Source organism: Knoellia koreensis (genome assembly GCF_013041615.1).
GTDB lineage: Bacteria > Actinomycetota > Actinomycetes > Actinomycetales > Dermatophilaceae > Pedococcus > Pedococcus koreensis.
The window spans coordinates 878042-896140 of the sequence record NZ_JABEPQ010000002.1 but is presented as its reverse complement, the minus strand read 5'-3'; the positions used below and the strand labels follow the sequence as shown (position 1 = coordinate 896140).

The 18099-nt window shown below is 70.4% G+C and carries 16 protein-coding genes; 10 read left to right on the top strand and 6 right to left on the bottom strand.

All coding sequences use genetic code 11. The annotated features are described in order from the left end of the window. Positions 1 to 23: 23 nt before the first annotated feature. Genes HJG52_RS12495 through HJG52_RS12480 form a run of 4 tightly spaced genes read left to right on the top strand, consistent with a single transcriptional unit; the run spans position 24 to position 4993 of the window. Entirely contained in the window at positions 24 to 986 is a 963-nt protein-coding gene (locus HJG52_RS12495) for an ABC transporter substrate-binding protein (protein WP_171243878.1), read from the top strand. Positions 987 to 1046: 60 nt separating this feature from the next. Next, positions 1047 to 2570, top strand: a complete 1524-nt coding sequence (locus tag HJG52_RS12490; RefSeq protein ID WP_171243877.1) for a sugar ABC transporter ATP-binding protein — start codon at positions 1047 to 1049, stop codon at positions 2568 to 2570. Next, positions 2563 to 3603 (top strand): ABC transporter permease subunit, encoded by a 1041-nt coding sequence (locus tag HJG52_RS12485; protein ID WP_171243876.1) that lies wholly within the window; start codon positions 2563 to 2565, stop codon positions 3601 to 3603. Before HJG52_RS12490 ends, HJG52_RS12485 begins: the two co-directional genes overlap by 8 nt. A gap of 34 nt (positions 3604 to 3637) precedes the next feature. Continuing rightward, positions 3638 to 4993, top strand: a complete 1356-nt coding sequence (locus HJG52_RS12480) for a hypothetical protein (protein WP_171243875.1) — start codon at positions 3638 to 3640, stop codon at positions 4991 to 4993. A 68-nt stretch (positions 4994 to 5061) separates the two neighbouring features. Here the strand turns inward: HJG52_RS12480 and HJG52_RS12475 are convergent, their stop codons facing one another. The 3 genes from HJG52_RS12475 to HJG52_RS20405 form a co-directional block, all read right to left on the bottom strand. After that, positions 5062 to 5928 carry a M23 family metallopeptidase gene (locus tag HJG52_RS12475; RefSeq protein WP_171243874.1) on the bottom strand — a complete coding sequence of 289 codons (867 nt, stop codon included), beginning with the start codon at positions 5926 to 5928 and terminating at the stop codon, positions 5062 to 5064. Positions 5929 to 6105: 177 nt separating this feature from the next. After that, entirely contained in the window at positions 6106 to 7752 is a 1647-nt protein-coding gene (locus tag HJG52_RS12470) for a DNA repair helicase XPB (RefSeq protein WP_171244157.1), read from the bottom strand. Positions 7753 to 7757: 5 nt separating this feature from the next. Beyond that, positions 7758 to 8606 carry a hypothetical protein gene (locus tag HJG52_RS20405; protein WP_206070545.1) on the bottom strand — a complete coding sequence of 283 codons (849 nt, stop codon included), beginning with the start codon at positions 8604 to 8606 and terminating at the stop codon, positions 7758 to 7760. A 182-nt stretch (positions 8607 to 8788) separates the two neighbouring features. Here HJG52_RS20405 and HJG52_RS12460 point away from each other — a divergent pair, with 182 nt between their 5' ends. After that, the gene (locus HJG52_RS12460; RefSeq protein ID WP_171244156.1) at positions 8789 to 9724 is read left to right on the top strand and encodes a hydroxymethylglutaryl-CoA lyase; all 936 of its coding nucleotides are present in this window, start codon (positions 8789 to 8791) and stop codon (positions 9722 to 9724) included. Positions 9725 to 9747: 23 nt separating this feature from the next. Here the strand turns inward: HJG52_RS12460 and HJG52_RS12455 are convergent, their stop codons facing one another. Next, positions 9748 to 12057: a helicase-associated domain-containing protein gene (locus HJG52_RS12455; RefSeq protein ID WP_346767717.1), complete on the bottom strand. Its 2310-nt coding sequence runs from the start codon at positions 12055 to 12057 to the stop codon at positions 9748 to 9750. A gap of 140 nt (positions 12058 to 12197) precedes the next feature. Between HJG52_RS12455 and HJG52_RS21295 the strand changes: the two genes are divergently transcribed. Together HJG52_RS21295 and HJG52_RS12445 are read left to right on the top strand one after the other, a co-directional pair. After that, complete coding sequence (locus HJG52_RS21295; protein ID WP_171243873.1) at positions 12198 to 12911, top strand: hypothetical protein; 714 nt, start codon at positions 12198 to 12200, stop codon at positions 12909 to 12911. 24 nt (positions 12912 to 12935) lie between these two features. Beyond that, the gene (locus HJG52_RS12445) at positions 12936 to 13853 is read left to right on the top strand and encodes an aldose epimerase family protein (protein ID WP_171243872.1); all 918 of its coding nucleotides are present in this window, start codon (positions 12936 to 12938) and stop codon (positions 13851 to 13853) included. On the opposite strand, the gene HJG52_RS12440 is transcribed toward HJG52_RS12445, so the two are convergent. After that, positions 13781 to 15154 (bottom strand): MFS transporter, encoded by a 1374-nt coding sequence (locus tag HJG52_RS12440; protein ID WP_171243871.1) that lies wholly within the window; start codon positions 15152 to 15154, stop codon positions 13781 to 13783. The genes HJG52_RS12445 and HJG52_RS12440 overlap by 73 nt on opposite strands. 144 nt (positions 15155 to 15298) lie before the next feature. Between HJG52_RS12440 and HJG52_RS21290 the strand changes: the two genes are divergently transcribed. From HJG52_RS21290 to HJG52_RS12425, 3 genes are all read left to right on the top strand, one after another. Continuing rightward, a complete protein-coding gene (locus tag HJG52_RS21290; protein WP_346767716.1) occupies positions 15299 to 15733 on the top strand; it encodes a cold-shock protein in 435 nt (144 codons plus the stop codon). Further along, positions 15733 to 16482 carry a DUF3027 domain-containing protein gene (locus tag HJG52_RS12430; RefSeq protein ID WP_171243870.1) on the top strand — a complete coding sequence of 250 codons (750 nt, stop codon included), beginning with the start codon at positions 15733 to 15735 and terminating at the stop codon, positions 16480 to 16482. The genes HJG52_RS21290 and HJG52_RS12430 overlap by 1 nt, the downstream gene beginning before the upstream one ends. A 177-nt stretch (positions 16483 to 16659) precedes the next feature. Further along, positions 16660 to 17595, top strand: coding sequence for a type IV toxin-antitoxin system AbiEi family antitoxin domain-containing protein (locus HJG52_RS12425; RefSeq protein ID WP_171243869.1), 936 nt, complete (start codon positions 16660 to 16662; stop codon positions 17593 to 17595). Between the two features lie 138 nt (positions 17596 to 17733). Here HJG52_RS12425 and HJG52_RS12420 read toward each other — a convergent pair whose 3' ends face one another. After that, entirely contained in the window at positions 17734 to 18066 is a 333-nt protein-coding gene (locus HJG52_RS12420; RefSeq protein ID WP_346767715.1) for a DUF2530 domain-containing protein, read from the bottom strand. Between the last annotated feature and the right edge of the window lie 33 nt (positions 18067 to 18099).

The window sequence follows — 18099 nt, the reverse complement described above, 5'->3', positions numbered from 1 at the left end:
GGAGCCGGAGAAGGAGTATCGAGATGAACCGCAAGCGTTTCACGGCACCAGGTTTCCTGGCTTTGGGGGCCGCGTGTGTGCTGTCCCTGGCCGCCTGCAGCTCCGGTGACCCGGCAGGGGGAGCCGCCAAGCCGGAGAAGATCGAGCGGATCGGCCTGATGGTCCAGGACATGTCCAACCCTTTCTTCTCGGCCATGGACAAGGGCGCCAAGGAGGCGGCCAAGTCCATCGGTGCGACCACCAACACCCAGGACGCCCAACTCGATCTGGCCAACCAGAACAACCAGATCGACGCGTTCATCCAACAGGGCGTTGACCTCATCGTCGTCAGCGCCGTGGACGAGGACGGTTTGCAGCCGGCCATCGAGCGTGCCAGGAACGCCGGCATCATCGTCATCGCCGTGGACACCCCGGCCAAGGGCGCCGACGCGGTCGTCATGACCGACGCCGTCCAGGCCGGTGAGAAGTCGTGCACGTTCCTCTTCGAGCAGCTGGGTGGCAAGGGCAACGTGCTGCTGGTCGACGGCACCCCCATCCAGACAATCCGCGACCGCATCGACGGGTGCAAGAAGGTCAAGGAGAAGTTCCCCGGCATCAAGATCGTCGGGCAGCAGGCTTCCAAGAACGACCGCGCGTCGGGTCTGGCCGTGACCACCGACATGCTCACCGCGACCCCGGACGTACAGGGCATCTTCGGCATGAACGACCCCTCTGCGCTGGGCGCGGTCCTGGCTGTGGAGCAGGCCGGCAAGGCGGGTCAGGTCAAGGTCACCGGTGTGGACGGCAGCCCGGAGGCCGTCGCGGAGCTCAAGCGACCCGGGTCGCCCTTCATCGCCACCGCTACGCAGAACCCGGCCGAGATGGTGCGTCAGGCCGTCAAGGTGGCTCAGGACATCGTGGCCGGCAACCCGCCCAGCGACAGCACCATCCTCATCCCCAGCGTGCTGGTCGAGCGCGACAAGGTCGACGAGTACCCGGGCTGGTGAGTCCGCCGGACCAGACAGCCATCCCATCCAGGTCCCTGCGTGTCGCGAGAGGACGCACACATGACTGACACACCCGGAGCCCCGCTGCTCCGCTTGGAAGGCGTGACCAAGCAGTACGGCGCCACCCGTGCACTCGATGCGGTCGACTTCGACCTGCGATCCGGGGAGATCCACGCCCTCATGGGTGAGAACGGCGCCGGCAAGTCCACGCTCATGAAGATCCTCGCTGGTAACACCGGCCGGGACTCTGGCCGAATCCTGTTGGACGGCAACGAGATCGACATCCGCAATCCCGGGGAGGCGGCCGCTCACGGCATCGCCATCATCCACCAGGAGCTCAACACCGTTCCCTCCATGACGGTTGCCGAGAACTTGGCTCTGGGCCGCGAACCGGTCGGCCGGTTCGGCCGTCTCGACCGACGGGCCATGGTCGTCGACGCGCAACGCAAGCTGGACCGTATCGGGGCCGATGTCGACCCCCGTCGCACCCTGGGTGAGCTCAGTGTCGGCATGCAGCAGATGGTCGAGATCGCCCGTGCCGTCAGTGAGGATGCTCGTGTCCTGGTGCTCGACGAGCCCACGGCTTCCCTCTCGCGGGGGGAGTCCGAACACCTCTACCGGATCGTCCGCGAGATGCGTGCTGCCGGCACGGGATTGATCTACATCTCGCACCGGATGGAGGAGGTCTGGGACCTCGCCGACCGTGTCACGGTCTTCCGGGACGGGCGGCTCGTCGGCACCCGCGACAAGAGCTCCATCAGCCCGCCGGACGTCGTGCGCATGATGGTCGGACGCAACCTGGACGACCTCTACCAGCACGACCGACAGAACCAGGGCCCGGTGGTCCTTCACGTGGACGGCCTGGGTGACGGCGCGCAGATCGGGCCGGTCTCCTTCGCGGTCCGGGCCGGCGAGGTCGTCTGCCTGGCCGGTCTCGTGGGTGCGGGTCGCACCGAGGTGGCCCGGCTCATTTTCGGGGCCGACCGTCCCAGGACCGGATCGGTCACCGTCAACGGCACGTCGGTGGTCCCGCGGCGGCCCCAGGATGCGATCCGCGCCGGCATCGCCATGGTGCCCGAGAGTCGCAAGGACCAGGCGTTGTTCCTCGACCACAGCGTCGTCGACAACATCGCCGTGAGCTCCCTCTCCGCGTTCTCACCGCGAGGGGTGTTGCAGCGCAAGCAGATTCGGGCTGCTGCGGCCGCCCAGATGTCCAAGCTCAAGCTGCGTGCCAATGCCATCAACCTGCCTGTGCGTGCACTCTCCGGAGGAAACCAGCAGAAGGCCGTGCTAGGTCGCTGGCTCATGCGCAACGCCGAGGTCCTGATCCTCGACGAGCCAACCCGCGGAGTCGACATCGGCGCGAAAAGCGAGATCTACGACGCCATCAACGGCCTTGCTGCGGCTGGTCGCGCAGTCCTGGTCGTGTCGTCGGACCTGCCAGAAGTTCTTGGCATCAGTGACCGCATCCTGGTGATGCGGGGAGGCCAGATCGTTCACGAAATGCCCACCGCGGGCGCCACCGAGGAAGAGGTCATGGCGCACGCGACTGGTACGCAACCCAAGGAGCACCCCCATGACTGACAACTCGTCCGGAGCCACCACAACCCGAGGCAAGCCCACGGCGGCCGGTGCAGGATTCGACTTCGCCTACTGGTGGGACCGGGTCGGAATCCTGGCCGTCCTCGTGGTGCTCGTTGCCCTGATGGCCGTCATCGCCCCGAACTTCGCGTCGGTGGACAACCTGTTCAACATCGCCCGGTCCATCTCCATCAACGCGATCCTGGCAGCCGGGCTCACCTTCGTGATCCTCACCGCCGGCATCGACCTGTCGGTCGGCTCCATCGTGGCGGTGTCCGGGGTCGTGGCGGTCATGACCGCGTTGGCAGGCGCCCCCGCCCCGGTGGCGATTCTCGTCGGGATCCTCGCAGGCGCGGCCGCAGGCTTCGTCAATGGCGCCCTCACGGCATACCTGAGTCTTGCTGCCTTCATCATCACGCTGGGCACCATGACCTTGTTGCGTGGTCTGGCCTACACCTTGACCGATGGTCAGCCGATCGTGTCGAACACCCTCAACTTCCGTGACATCGGCAATGGCTACTTCGCGGGGATCCCCGCTCCGGTCGTCGTCATGGTGCTGGTCTACCTCGCGGCGTGGTTCGTCCTCGAGCGCACCCGGTTCGGGCGACACGTCTACGCGGTCGGGGGTAACGCCGAGGCCGCTCGCCTCGCGGGAATCAACGTCAAGCGCGTCACGTGCATCGTCTACGTCATCGCCGGTGCCTGTGCCGGCCTGGCCGGCGTCATCTTCGCGGCCCGAGTGGTCTCCGCCCAGCCCACAGCGGGCACGGGGTACGAGCTCGACGCCATCGCAGCCGTAGTCCTCGGTGGGACCTCGCTGATGGGCGGACGGGGTCGGATCTACGGAACGCTGATCGGCTCGGTGATCCTCGGCGTCCTCAGCACCGGACTCATCCTCATGAATGTGCCGTTCTTCACCCAGCTGCTCATCAAGGGTGCGGTCATCATCCTGGCGGTCGCCATCGACGGGTTGAAGCAGCGGCCGATCCGTCGCCGTGCCAACGCTGTTCCCACCGGTGCAGTCCCGGCCGAGTGAACAGACCATCCCTAGAGCGAAAGGACAACCACCGTTGGCCGCCGTCACCATCGTCGACGCACCGAACACTTCCCGAAACCACGAGCCCGTCCACTTCACCGTGCCGGGGGAGCTCGACGGCGACCTGTGGATCGCCGTGACCGACAGTGGTGAGGAGGTGCTGTGCCAACGGCTGGGCGCCCCGGACGCGTCAACGCCCGGGACCACCAGCTTCGTGGCCACGGTGTCCTTCACCGAGTCAGTCACGCTGACCCTAGTTCGGCCGGGAGCTCCGGAGGGCGTCATCGGCATGGTCGAGCTCGATGGCGTGGAGAAGGACTCGTTCGTGCGCCTGGACACGGGCTATTTCGATCTCGAGCTGTGCTCTGGCACCGCCGAGGGCACCGGCAACTCCAAGTGGGGCATCAGGCATTTCCGGCTCACCAGTGACGGCATCGACCTGCTGCCCTCGGGGAACAACGCCATTGGCGGGTTCTACGGACCCTTCTTCACCCCCGAGAACGGACTCATCAACCCTCCCGAGCACACCACCGTCGACATCGAGGTCCTGGAGGACGGACCGGTGCTCAAGCACTACCGCATGCACGGGGTGGTCCCTGACGGGCTGCTTCCGGAGCTGCGCGGAAAGGCGTTCAGCATCGACTGGTGGTTCACATACGGAACGCCGTACTTCCGGCGGCAGTACACCGTGGACGACTTCCAGACCGAGATCAACGGACGCTCGGTCACGAACAAGATCACCGTCGGTGACGAGTTCGAGAGCGGTCAGGGTGAGCTGCTGTTCAACCGGTTCGCCGCCCACGGTGGAACGCGCTACCGCGCCGGCGACCCCTACGCAGGCGTTCTGGCGGACATGGTCGAGGAGACCTTGGCCACCTCGCCCGCCGAGAGCGAGAGATTCCGCACCTTCAAGGAGGCGCTGACCGGAGACCTCGCCTCCGCCCACTGGGACCTCTACTGGCGTTTGTTCTGTGCTTGGGAGAAAGCGCTGCCCGAGAACGAGATTCGCGAGCGGCTGACTCGGGTGCGGGAGACGTCCCACGTCCTGGCCGACCTGCCGGAGCGGAGCTGGGTCATCACCGACGAACCTGTGGACGTTTCCGGCACCGAGCACGAGACGATCTTTTCCGGGCCGGCGTCCAAGTCTGCGGAGTACGACACGGGGACGGGGCGGTGCATGGTCTGGTGGACCTCCCAGCCCTCGGGCGCCTTCCAGATCGTGCAGCGGCGTCAGTCGGGCTGGGTGAACTGGGGCAGCAACGGCGAGAACGAGTGTCCCGAGCTGCCCGTGGGGGTCCAGATCAAGACCGCGTTCGGCTACTTCGACGACTGGCAGCGGGTGGCCGACGGGCTGGAGAGCGCCCCGAAGGTAGGGCCTGCCGAGTCGTGACGCGCAGCGGCGCCCTCCCGTCGCAGGGAGGGCGCCGCGCTCATTCAGTTGTCGTGGCTGGTCTGGCGTCAGCCGCAGTGCTCGAACGGGCTGGTGTAGCTCGCACCCTCGACCGAACCGCCCCACTTGACGCACTTGTTGGGGGCCTTCTTCTTCACCGGGCCGGCGTAGGACTGGTAGGAGCCGGTGTCGGTGCTGCGGGTCCCACCCTTGACCTCGAGGAAGGCGGAGGTCCTGGTGGCGGTGTTGAGCTTGGACGTCTTGAGCGTGACGACGCAGTTCTCGCCGTTGCGCGAGTTGTAGGTCAGGTAGACCTTGCCGCCGGTGATCGCCTTGCTGTCGATGACCTTCGAGCCGGCGCCGCAGACGTCGGTCGGCGAGTACGGGTTCACCGGGGTCGAGCTGCCGCCGCCACAGTTCTTCGAGGTGTAGTTCTTCATGCCGTAGTAGAGCGCCTGGGAGCCGTTGAAGCGGGCCTTGATGGTGCTGCCGTTGAGGCGCTGTTCGAAGTGCAGGTGCGGACCGGTGGAGCCGCCGGTGCTGCCGACGTTGCCGAGCTTCTGTCCGGCCTTGACCGGCTGGCCGACGCGGACGCTCTGCAGCGACAGGTGCGCATAGCGCGTGGTGTAGCCACCACCGTGGTTCACCTCGACCCAGCGGCCGTAGGAGGTGTTGCCCTCGTTGGCGACCCGGCTCACGGTGCCGCCCGCCGAGGCCACCACGGTGTCGCCGTAGTCGTCGGCGCGGTTGAAGTCCACCGACGGCGGCGGCGAGTGGTTGGTGCGGGTCTGGCCCGACCAGGTCTGCCCGCACGGGAACGGCAGCTGGAAGTTGGGCGCTGCGCTCGCGGAGCTGGTGCCGAACGCCACGGCCCCGCCGATGGCGCCGGCGGCGACCAGGCTGCCGATCGCGATCTTGGTGGTGAGCTTCTTCATCTCGGTTTCCCCTCGGTGTCTGTCGGCGCCCTGTGCGCCTCGTCCTTGGGCATGACCGTTCCAGCGAATTGCGTTGCGGTCGATGGGGAGGACTCCCCCAGGGCTCGCGAACGCGGCCTGGCACTCAGGCCACGGCGCGGCGGTATGCCGCGTGGCCGCGTAGCTGCCCGGGTCGCCTCAGGCGGTGGCGTCGACGTCGTCGGCGTCGACGATCCGGTACGCGTAGCCCTGCTCGGCGAGGAACCGCTGCCGGTGGGCGGCGAACTCGGCGTCGACGGTGTCCCGCGACACCACGGTGTAGAAGTGCGCGGTGCGTCCATCTCCCTTGGGGCGCAACACTCTTCCGAGCCGCTGGGCCTCTTCCTGGCGCGACCCGAACGTCCCCGACACCTGGATCGCGACGCTCGCCTCGGGCAGGTCGATCGAGAAGTTGGCGACCTTCGACACCACGAGCAGGTCGATCTCGCCCTCGCGGAAGGCCTGGAACAGCTTCTGCCGCTGCCCGACCGGCGTCTCGCCGGTGATGACGTCAGCCCCGAGCCGCTCGGCGAGCTCGTCGAGCTGGTCGAGGTACTGGCCGATGACGAGAGTGGGTTCTCCCTTGTGCTGCTTGACGATTCGCTCGACGATGGGGTTCTTCGCCGGGCTGCACGAGGCGAGTCGGTAACGGTCCTCGGGCTCCGCCACGGCATACGCCAACCGCTCACCGTCACCGAGCGTGACGCGCACCTCGACGCAGTCGGCGGGGGCGATGTAACCCTGCGCCTCGATGTCCTTCCACGGTGCGTCGTAGCGCTTCGGCCCGATGAGGGAGAACACGTCGGCCTCACGGCCGTCCTCGCGCACCAGCGTCGCGGTGAGGCCGAGGCGGCGGCGCGCCTGCAGGTCGGCCGTCATCCGGAAGATCGGTGCCGGCAGCAGGTGCACCTCGTCGTACACGATGAGGCCCCAGTCGCGGGCGTCGAGCAGGTCGAGGTGGGTGTAGGTGCCCTTCCGGCGGGTCGTCAGCACCTGGTAGGTCGCGATGGTGACCGGGCGAATCTCCTTGCGGGCGCCCGAGTACTCGCCGATCTCGTCCTCGGTGAGGGTGGTGCGCTTGAGCAGCTCGTCGCGCCACTGCCGGGCCGAGACGGTGTTGGTGACGAGGATGAGCGTGGTGGCCTTCGCCTCGGCCATGGCGCCCGCGCCGACGAGCGTCTTGCCCGCACCGCACGGCAGCACGACCACCCCAGACCCGCCGTGCCAGAAGCCGTCGACCGCCTGCTGCTGGTAGGGCCGCAGTGACCAGCCCGACGTGTCGAGGTCGATGCGGTGCGCCTCACCGTCGACGTAGCCGGCCTCGTCCTCGGCCGGCCAGCCGACCTTGAGCAGCTCCTGCTTGAGGTGGCCCCGCTCGGACGGGTGGACGAGCACCGTGTCGTCGTCGACCTTCTCGCCCACGAGCGGCTTGATCTTCTTGTGCCGCAACACTTCCTCGAGCACCGGGCGGTCGGTCGTGCGCAGGACCAGTCCGTGCTCGTCGTCCTTGAGGAGGGTCAGCCGGCCGTAACGGTCCATCGTCTCGGCGACATCCACGAGCAGGGCGTGCGGCACGGGGTAGCGGCTGTGGGTGACGAGCGCGTCGACCACCTGCTCCGCGTCGTGACCTGCGGCCCGGGCGTTCCAGAGCCCCAGCGGGGTGACCCGGTAGGTGTGGATGTGCTCCGGCGCGCGCTCGAGCTCGGCGAACGGGGCGATCGCCCGCCGGGCCTCCTCGGCGCGCGGGTGGTCGACCTCGAGCAGGAGAGTCTTGTCGGACTGGACGATCAGTGCGCCATCAGGCACCGGCATCAAGACCCGTCGTAGCTGCTGTAGCTGCTGTAGCCGTCACTGGACGCGACGCCGATGGCGATGGCCGCGACCACGCCCACGATGGCGAGGATGACCGTGATGGCCAGGGCGATCCAGCCCCACTTGGTGAACTTCGCCTGCTCGGCCGGCTGGTCGTTCTTCGTGGCCGCGATGATCGCGAACACGAGGCCGATGATGCCGACGCCGCAGCCGCCGACGGTCAGCAGACCGGTGACGACGAGGAGCGCGATGGTGTTGCCGCTCATGGTTCGCGGCGCGGCGTACGGCGTGCCGTACCCGGGCGGCGGCGCCTGCCCGTAGGCCGGGGGAGCCGGTGGCTGCGACGCACCCGAGCCGCCCGCGGCGGCATACGGGTTGGTCGGCTGCTGGCCGTAGCCACCCTGCTGCCCGTAGCCGCCCTGGCCATAACCGCCCTGTTGGCCGTAACCGCCACCCTGCTTCCCGTAACCGCCCTGGCCGTAGCCGCCCTGCTGGCCGTGGGTACCACCCGGAGGAGTGGCGTACGGGTTCTGCTGGGCACCGCTGGACGTGCCGTATGCCGGCGGGGCGGGCGGCGTGCCCGGTGGCGTCGGTCCGGCGGGTGGGGTCGCGGGCTCGGGCGTCGGCGCGTCCTGGGCGCGCGGCACCTCCCGGGTGGCACCGGTGTCGACCGGTCGTGTCTGGTCAGCGGTCGCTGGGTCCATCGACCAGTCCGTCGCGGAGTCCGACGACGTCGCGGACTGTCCGTCGGGCTCGGGCTGGGAGTGCGGGGTGGACTCGTCCGACACGTGATCGCTGGGGGCGGTCGGGTCGCGGAACTGCGGGTCCTCGCGGGGTGTGTCGGTCATGTGTCGTCGTCCTCGGTGTCGTGCGGCCCGGCGTCGGTCGTCGCCGTCACCCAAATCTATCCCGCCGCCCCGCCCCCCCGTCCGGCGATCCCGCCCGTCAGCTGCCACCTGGGCACCCCAGAGGGCGCTCAGGTTGCGTGAGCCGCAGCCTGCGCCGGGCGTGGCAGGATCGGGGCGTGAGCATCGGACTGCCGCAGCGTGAGCCCGCGACCGACCTGCCCGAGCGGGTGACGATCTACGAGGTCGGCCCGCGGGACGGTCTGCAGAACGAGAAGTCGGTCGTCCCCGCCGAGGTCAAGGCCGAGTTCATCCGTCGCCTCGCGGCCGCCGGGCTCGAGACGATCGAGACCACGTCGTTCGTCCCGCCGTCCTGGGTGCCGCAGCTGGCCGACGCCACGGAGGTGCTCGCCGACCTCGGTGATGCCGGCCTCGGACCGCGCCGCCCCGTCCTCGTCCCCAACGAGCGAGGTCTCGACAACGCGCTCGCGGCGGGCGTGGGCGCCGTCGCGGTGTTCGGCTCCGCCACTGAGACGTTCGCCCGCAAGAACCTCAACCGCACCGTCGCCGAGTCGATCGAGATGTTCCGGCCGGTGGTCGAGCGCGCCAAGGACTCCGGCCTGTGGGTGCGCGCCTACGTCTCGATGTGCTTCGGCGACCCGTGGGAGGGTCCGGTGCCCGTCGAGCAGGTCGTCGACGTCTGCCAGCGGATGATGGACCTCGGCGCCGACCAGCTCTCGCTCGGCGACACGATCGGCACCGGCACGACGGGCCACGTCAGCCGGCTGCTCGACGCCCTCGACGCCGTCGGCATCGGCTCGGACCGCATCGGTGTGCACTTCCATGACACCTACGGCCAGGCGCTCGCCAACACGATGACCGCGCTGCGGCACGGCGTCTGCGTCGTCGACGCGTCCACCGGCGGGCTGGGCGGTTGTCCCTACGCCAAGAGCGCCACGGGCAACCTCGCCACCGAGGACCTCGTCTGGGCGCTCGACGGTGCCGGTGTGCAGACCGGTGTCGACCTCACCTCGCTCGTGCAGACAAGTGTCTGGATGGCCGGCCACCTCGGCCGCCCGTCACCCTCGGCCGTCGTGCGGGCACTCGCGGGTTCCGACTGAAAATCATTGTGCCGCAAGGGTTGTCAGCCGGGCGCCGCCCCGGTCACCCGGTGGATCGACAGCGTTCGCGTGGTGCCGTCGGCGGTCCCGTGCACCCGTCCGCCCTCGACCCGCTCGGGGTAGAACAGCAACCGGCGCACCTGCCCCTCGCCGTCGGCATACCCGATCCACACCGCCTGCCGGTCGGCGGCGGCGTCACGCAGGACGGCGAGCGTCGTGGTCGGGTCGGTGCTCGGCAGCGCCGGTCCCTGCCGGGTCGCGAGCTGGTCGCGGTGGTATGCCGCGGCCTCCTCGCCTGCGCGCATGGTGCCGATGAGCGTCGTCACCAGGTCGTCGTCGACGACGCTGGCCGTGACGGGCGTGCGGCTGCGTTGCGTCGGGGTGCGGTGCCGACCCACCGACGGCACCACGACACCACCGTCCGGGGTCTCGGCAGCCGGCGCGTAACCGTTGTCCCGCAGGAACCCCAGGACCGTGTCGGCGGCCACCGGTGACACCACGACCGTCGGTGCGATCCGGCGCAGCTGCAGCGCCGACAGCTCCCGGTCGGCGAGCATCGCGCCGAGGGTCGTCTCGTCGTCGCAGCGCACGTAGGCGCTGACCGAGCCGACCCGCGCCTGGCCGTGCCGCCGGGCGACGTCGCGGACGAGGTACTCCAGCGGTTGGGGGACTGGGGTGGGGCTCGCCTCGGCCAAGGTGCCGAGCACCTGGTCGACGGACCAGCCGGCGTCGAGGCCGCGTCGCACGGAGTCAGCAGTGAACCGGTAAACCGTTGCCCCGCCACGGCTTTCGACATCCGCCACGAGCCGCATGAAGGTCGCGAGCGACCCGGCCAGGGGGCCAGGTGCCACCGCGGTGAGGTCTGCCTGCAGCAGCACGTGCTCGACCGGTTCGGGCAGGTGCGCGGCCATCGCCGCGGCGATCGCGTCGTCGTCGGCACCCGCCAGCAGCGCCCGACCGGCGCTCGACAGCGCGCCGCGTCCGGTCACGCCCAGCCACTCGGCCTCACGCAGGACCGCCTCGACGACCGTGTCCAGCTGGCTCGGCACCCGTCGGGGTCGGTGCCAGCGCACCGCCGTCGCCAGAGTCGAAGGACTGACCGCCATGGCCTCACCGGCAGCGGCGGCCTGGCCCAGCACGTCCGCCCGCAGGCCCCGCGCCGGCGGCCAGTGGGCGTCGGGCCCGAGGGCGTTGACGCTGCTCGTCATGCCCGCCGGCGTCGTGCCGACGAGGTGGGCGGCGCGGGTGCTGCCCAGCCACGCGCGTGCCACCGTCGCCCACCGGTCGCCGGCCGGCTGCTGCTGCCACTCGTCGTAGGCGGGGGTCGGCGCCCACGACGGCTCGAGCGCGCCGTCATCTGCGAGGAGGCCCGCGGCATACGCCACCTCGACGACGAACGCGGCCCGTGCCTCGTCGACGTCGAGCAGCGCGGCGACCCGGCGCAGGTCGCGCACGGCCAGCCCGCCGGAGCGCAGCACCCGCGGTGGTCGCAGGCCCCACTCGGCCGCGAGCTCGTCGATGAGCACGAACAGGTCGGTCACCTGCTGACCGGCGGCGGAGTCGACAAAGGCCTGGTCGACGGTGGTGCCGGTCGGGGCGGGGACGGTCAGGGTCGGGTCGCGGTGGGTGCGTCCGCCGCGCAACGCCAGCGCGACCTCGCGGGGCAGGGTGAGCTGGTCGGCACCCGTCGATGCGACGAGATGGTGCTCGAGCAACCAGCGGGCACCCTCCGAGACGCGGGCCGGGCTGCCCGCGGGCAGGACAGCGAGCGGCGGACCCCAGGCGAGCCGGTCGAGGATCGCGCGGGCGGCCGATGGTGCCTCGTCCGCCGTGGTCGCGGGGTCGTCGGGCAGGCGCACGAACAGGTCCGCCGCCCGGGGACCGAGCCCCGCCGGGTGGGGGAGCACCTCGGTCACGGCCCGTGCCGGGTGCAGGCCCTCGGGGCTGCGCCACAGCAGCCCCAAGGACCAGAGGTCGTCGAGCAACGACCCCACGACAGCAGCGCCGCTGCCGTCGACGCCGCTGCTCTCCGCGTCGTCCTCGTCGGCGCCGAGCAGCCGCGTCACGGTCTCGGGCCGCACCGGCACACCGCTCGCCAACGCCGCCTCGAGCACCTGCAGGTGCGCCAGGTCGAGGCTGTCGACGGCCCGCTGGATGCTGGCCCGGGTGCCGGCCCGCGCGGCGAGCGCGGACAGGTCGGCCGGGGCGGGGCGGGCGAGGTCCTGGCGGCGGGTGACCAGGGCACGCAGCTCGTCGTCGCTGCGACCACGGATGTCGTCGGCCATCGAGCGCGCGCCGGCGCCGGACGCACCGGAGGGGGACGAGGCGGTCACCGCACCAAACTAGTCCCGCACGCACGGGGTCGCGCCGGTGGTGGGTCGGCGCGGGGTTCTCACAGGCAATCCACGGGCGCGGTCACAGGTTCTGCCCACACACTGGTGGGATCGACACCGGGGGAACGACAGGAGACGCCATGCCCACGCCCACACCCCCTCACGGCCCCACCGACCGACCGACAGACCGGCCGACCGAGCAGCTGCCCACCCACGACACCCAGCAGCTGCCCCCGGCCGCCGCCACCGGGGCAGCGGCCCCAGCCGAGCCACCGCCGCGCAAGCCGGGTGTCTGGCGTGAGGCCACCTCGACCACCGGTGGGCGGATCGCGGTCGCCGTGGCCGCCGGGCTGGCCGCGCTGCTCGTGCTGGGGTCGCTCGGCATCGGCTCGCTCGTCGTGGCCCGCGCGGCCTTCGGCCACGGTGGCGCCGAGCGCATGACCGCCGGTCACGAGGACGGACGGAAGTGGTCCGGACCGCGCGGCGACGAGCCGGGAGGGCCGCCCCAACCCCAGGGACCCGGCCAGGGCCGCGGCAACGGCAAGGGCAACGGGGGCGAGCCGGGCGGCGGCGGCCGCAAGGGCGGCATACCCGGCCTCGGAGCAGTCGAGCACGGTGAGTTCACCACCCAGGGCGGTGACGGGAAGCCGGCCACCATGCTCGTCCAGCGCGGCGAGGTCACCAAGGCGTCGGCCACCTCGGTCACCGTCCGCAGCAGCGACGACTTCACCGCGACGTATGCCGTGGACGGCTCGACCCGGGTGCCCGGCCAGGCGCCCGCCGTCGGCGACCGGGTGATCGTGCTCGCCACCAAGGACGGCTCCAAGGCGGTCAGCATCCGCCCGGTGCGCTGAGCGGGCGGACACTAGGTTGGCCGCGTGACCTTTCCCTCTGGTGAGCAGTGGACGATCCGTCGGGGCGGCCAGGAGGCCACCGTCGTCGAGGTGGGTGGCGGCCTGCGCCGGTATGCCGTGGACGGCGTCGACGTGGTCGCGGGCTATGGCGAGGACGAGGTGGCGACCTACGGCCGTGGGCAGCTGCTCATGCCGTGGCCCAACCGGATCCGCGACGGGAAGTACACCTTCGACGGGGTGGAGCGGCAGCTCGCACTGACCGAGCCGGCCAAGCAGAACGCGAGCCACGGACTGGTGCGCTGGGCGCCGTGGCGGGTGACTGAGCGGGGCGAGGACGCCATCACGGTGAACACCCGGTTGTTCCCGCAGTCGGGCTGGCCCGGAGTCCTCGACCTGACCGTCCGCTATGCGCTGGGCGACGACGGCCTGACCGTGACGAGCGCGGCGACCAATGCCGGGGACGGCTCGGTGCCGTTCGGCTACGGCGCCCACCCGTACGTGGCGATCGGGGACACCCCGCTCGCCGAGGTCGTGCTCGAGCTGCCCGCCGACACCGAGGTGCTCGTCGACGAGCGCTCGCTGCCGGTCGAGACCGTTGCGGTCCGGCCCGAGGACGACTTCCGCACCGCCCGTGCGCTCGGCACGACGAGTCTCGACACGGCATACACCGGGCTGGCGCGGGACGCGGCGAGCGGCCGTTGGGAGGTGACCGTGTCGGGGCTGCGTGACCGCGGGCCGGTCACCGTGTGGGGCGACGACGCGTTCACGTGGACGCAGGTGTTCACGGCCAAGGGGGCCGACGACGAACCCGGTGAGCGCGGTATCGCGGTCGAGCCGATGACCTGCCCGGCCGACGCGTTCAACTCGGGTCAGGGACTCGTCGTGCTCGCTCCCGGCGACTCGTGGAGCGGCACCTGGGGGATCGCCCCGTCGCTCGGCTGAGCCGTCTCCGGCAGGGTGGCCTCGTCGACCGCTGCCGGACCAACTCCGTTGACCCGTGGGCTGATTCGTCGCTCGAGAGCCAGCGCCAGGGCGACCATGGCAGCGCATCCGACCACGAGCATCGCGATGAACACCGTGGACAGGTGGTGCCGCAGCAGGAAACCCGCGACGACCGGCGCCAGGATCGTGCCGGCCTGGAAGGCGCCGGCGTTGACGGCGTTGTAGCGGCCGCGGAGGTGGTCGGGGGCCATGTCGTTGGTGATGGCCGGGATCGTCGGCTGGAGCATCGTCTCGCCCAGCGCGAACAACGCGTGGAAAACGATGACACCCGCGGTCGCGGCGGCCGTCCCGGCCACGAATCCGGTGAGCCCCAACGAGATCCACGCCACGGACCACAGGGCCAGCATGACCAGCAGCACGCGGGTGCGGCGCTTGCCGCTGATGCGCCGCAGCACCCAGAACTGGAGGGCCACGATCACCACGGTGTTGACGGCGAACGCGAACCCGATGACACCCGTCGACACCTGGCTCACCTGCCGGGCGAACGCGGGGAAGCCGGCTTCCATCTGGCCGTAGCCGATGAACACCCCGAGGAAGGTCAGGGCCGTCAGCCACAGCACGGCCGGCTGGCGCAGGATCGTCAGGTAGGAGCCGGAGTCGTCGCCCCCGTCGGCGGGGCGCTCGGCGCGGCCGTGGACGTGGCGCAACGGGCCGAGCAGCAGCCCGATCGGCACGAGCATGCACGCCGCGTCGGCGAGGAAGATGACCGTGAACGTCGTCGGGTTGGTGACGTCGGCGTATAGCCCACCGATGATGCCGCCGAGCCCGATGCCGAGGTTGACCAGGGCGAAGTTGATGCCGAAGTACTGCTGGCGGGCCTCGCCGGTGACGATGGCGGCGATGAGCGCGTTGAAGGCCGGCCATGAGATGCCGAAGTTGAAGCCGAGGAAGAGGAACCCGAGCGCGAACAGCCACGGCGTCGTCGCGAACGCGAGCACCACGCAGCCGACCAGCTGGGCCGTGGTCGCGAGGAGCAGCATGCGGCGTGCCCCCACGCGGTCGGTCAGCGCCCCGCCCGGGCCGGTGACGGCGAGTGCAGCCACCGCGATGACCGCCATCAGGACGCCCGCGAGGTCGAGGGAGATGCCGCGGACCTCGTGCATGTAGATGACCGTGAACGGCAGCGTCAGCCCGCGACCGAGCGTCTGCACGGCGACCGTCGACAGCAGCCACCGCCCCTCGACCGGCAGCGCCGCCCAGAAGTCGCGGATGCCGTGCCCGGAGGTCGTCGTCCCACTCACCGGCCAATCCTCGCAGCGTGCACCGACACGCCTCCATAGGGTTTTTTCCTCGTCTGCCTCGGGTGGCGACGCGGGCACCTTAGACGGGCACCGCGGGCATACCTGAGCAGGCACCTCGCCTCGGCGGTTAGGCTTGGTCCGCGCGTGACCGCGCACACGAACTTCGAGGTAAAGGGACGACAGGTGCCCACAGGCAAGGTCAAGTGGTACGACCAGGAGAAGGGCTTCGGCTTCATCTCCGACGACGACGGCGGTGACGTGTTCCTGCACGCCAACGCCCTCCCCGACGGGGTGCAGACGCTCAAGGGCGGCACCCGCGTCGAGTTCAGCGTGGCCGAGGGGCGGCGGGGGACGCAGGCGCTGCAGGTGACGTTGCTCGAGCCCGCGCCGAGCGTCGCCGCCGGCAAGCGCGAGCAGAGCCGCAAGTCGCCGGAGGACCTCGCGCCGCTGGTCGAGGACGCCATCAAGCTGCTCGACAACGCGTCGAACTCGCTGCGCCGCGGACGCCGGCTGGACAAGGACCACGGCAAGAAGCTCGCCCAGGTCCTGCGGTTCCTCGCCGACCAGATCGAGCCGTGATGGCGGCCGCCAAGCCCGCCAAGAGCGACGCCGTCCTCGCGGCTGCGGTCGAGCTCGCGCGCGGTGCCGCCGAGGAGATTGCCGAGGCCGGCACCGTCGGCGAGCACCTCGGCATGACCATGGACGAGGAGCGCCTGGGGACGCACTACTTCGCCTGCACGGCCAAGGCCTACCCGGGCTGGCGGTGGGCCGTCACCGTGGCGCGCGTGCCGCGCGGCAAGGTCGCGACCATCTGCGAGACCAACCTCGTGCCCGGTGACGGCGCGCTGCTCGCGCCCGCCTGGGTGCCGTATGCCGACCGGCTGGCTCCGGGTGACCTCGGCGCCGGCGACGTACTCCCCTACAAGGAGGACGACCCGCTGCTCGAGCCCGGGTTCGAGGCGACGGGCGACGAGGACGTCGACGAGATGGCTGAGTTCGAGCTGGGTCTCGGGAGGCCGCGCGTGCTGTCGGCGGAGGGTCGCGAGGCCGCGGCCCAGCGGTGGTACGACGGCGACAACGGCCCGCACTCCGAGGTGGCCGAGAAGGCGCCGGCTCCGTGCTCGACCTGCGGCTACTTCCTGCCGATGGCGGGGGCGTTGAGGTCTTTTTTCGGCGTGTGCGCCAACGCCTGGTCACCCTCCGACGGTCGCGTCGTGAGCCTTGACCACGGCTGCGGCGCCCACTCCGAGGTGGACGCGCCCGCACCCGAGTCGCTGGTCGAGGCCGGCGACCCCCTGGTCGACGAGCTGGCCTTCGACCCCGTCTGACGGCGCCACGCCCGCAATACGGGGGTTGCTGGCATGAAACGGGCGTCCATACACCCCGTTTCATGACAGCAACCCCCGTTTTGCGCGTCATCCACAGGGCGGCCACCGCCGAGAGTTCGTCCACAGGCGACCGATCCGGCTGATGCAGGCGGGGCGTGCACTCGTCACGCTCCAGCCATGGCAGACCCAATGCTTGACTCCGCCGTGGCCGCGGTGCTGGCTGCTCAGTCCGGGGTCGTCACCGCCCGCGACTTCATCCGTCTCGACGTGGACCCGAGGTTCGTCCGTGAGTGGGTGAGGGTCGGCCTGCTGGTGCGAGTTCGACGTGGTGCCTTTGTCGACAGCACCGTGTGGGCAGCAGCCGGATCCGATGAGCAGTATCGCCTCCGGGTGCAAGCGGTCCTTCGTTCCCGAACCGCGAAGGAGTACGCAACTCATCACTCTGCTGTGGCACTGCACGGACTTCCTCTGTGGCACGTCCCGCGGGACCTGGTTGTGGTGGCCGCAGATGTCGAGGAGAGCACGACAGTGTCAGGCCTGCGCGTGATGCCCACGCGCGGACTGGTTGACGAGGTCGAGCTGGACGGCTTGCGGGTGCTGAGCATCCCCGATGCCGTGGTGACCACCTCGTCAGTCAGCACCGCAGCCGGTGTCGTCGCTGGAGATGCCGCCCTGCAGAGCGGCGCCTGCTCAGTGGAGGAGCTGGAGGAGGCCGCCGAAAGGCTCGGGCCGAGCCTGCGTGGCAAACGACGGCTGCGCAACGCCGTGGCGGCGCTCGACCCGAAGTGCGAGTCAGTGGGGGAGAGCCGCACCCGGCTGATCCTTGCCGCGCTGGGGCTGCCCTTTGACAGCCAGGTGCCGATCCGGGACGTCGATGGGCACCTCGTGGGACGGGTCGACTTCCTGGTGGCCGGCCGGGTGATCGTCGAGTTCGACGGGGCGGTCAAGTACGGCGGCGAGGATGGGAGGGAGGTCCTCATCGCCGAGAAGCGACGTGAAGACCGCCTCCGCGAGCTCGGCTATGCCGTCGTGCGCATCACCTGGGACGAACTGGCCGACCCAGCGACTCTGCTCAGCCGGATCCGGGCCGCCTTGTCGCGACTCGCCGCGTGAGCGGCACGCTGGCAAAGCGGGGGTTGCTGACATGAAACGGATGGAAATGACCCCCGTTTCATGCACGCAACCCCCGGTTTGCGGGAGGCGCGCAGGCGAGAGGTATGCCGCGCAACGTGGGGTTTGCGGGTGGGCGGGTCAGTGGGCGTCGGCGGCGTTGCCGCGGCCGCGGCGCACGTAGCTGTAGCCGAGGAAGCCGAGCAGGATCCCGGCGACGCAGCACCACGGCCACCACGACCGTTCGCCGGTGTGCAGGTCCGGCACGACCAGCGTGACGACGAGCGCGACGACCCAGGCGGCGATGCCGCCGAGCACGATCCGGCCCGTGCTCCAGGCCAGCGGCTCGAGCTCGGCACCGGTGCCGGCGCGACCCGACGGTGACGCGCTCGCGGCGCCGCGCTCCGCGGCATACCGGGCCTCGTCGGCGACACCGCTCTCGCGGGCGGCCTCGGGCGGCTCCGACTCGGTCACGATCCTCAGCGTAGCCTTCACCACCGGGCCCCA

What these genes read in the sequence shown, in the direction of transcription:
- HJG52_RS12495 (WP_171243878.1), top strand. Translation starts at nt 24, where the DNA reads ATGAACCGCAAGCGTTTCACGGCACCAGGTTTCCTGGCTTTGGGGGCC.
- HJG52_RS12490 (WP_171243877.1), top strand. Translation starts at nt 1,047, where the DNA reads ATGACTGACACACCCGGAGCCCCGCTGCTCCGCTTGGAAGGCGTGACC.
- HJG52_RS12485 (WP_171243876.1), top strand. Translation starts at nt 2,563, where the DNA reads ATGACTGACAACTCGTCCGGAGCCACCACAACCCGAGGCAAGCCCACG.
- HJG52_RS12475 (WP_171243874.1), bottom strand. Translation starts at nt 5,928, where the DNA reads ATGAAGAAGCTCACCACCAAGATCGCGATCGGCAGCCTGGTCGCCGCC.
- HJG52_RS20405 (WP_206070545.1), bottom strand. Translation starts at nt 8,606, where the DNA reads ATGACCGACACACCCCGCGAGGACCCGCAGTTCCGCGACCCGACCGCC.
- HJG52_RS21295 (WP_171243873.1), top strand. Translation starts at nt 12,198, where the DNA reads ATGCCCACGCCCACACCCCCTCACGGCCCCACCGACCGACCGACAGAC.
- HJG52_RS12430 (WP_171243870.1), top strand. Translation starts at nt 15,733, where the DNA reads ATGGCGGCCGCCAAGCCCGCCAAGAGCGACGCCGTCCTCGCGGCTGCG.
- HJG52_RS12425 (WP_171243869.1), top strand. Translation starts at nt 16,660, where the DNA reads ATGGCAGACCCAATGCTTGACTCCGCCGTGGCCGCGGTGCTGGCTGCT.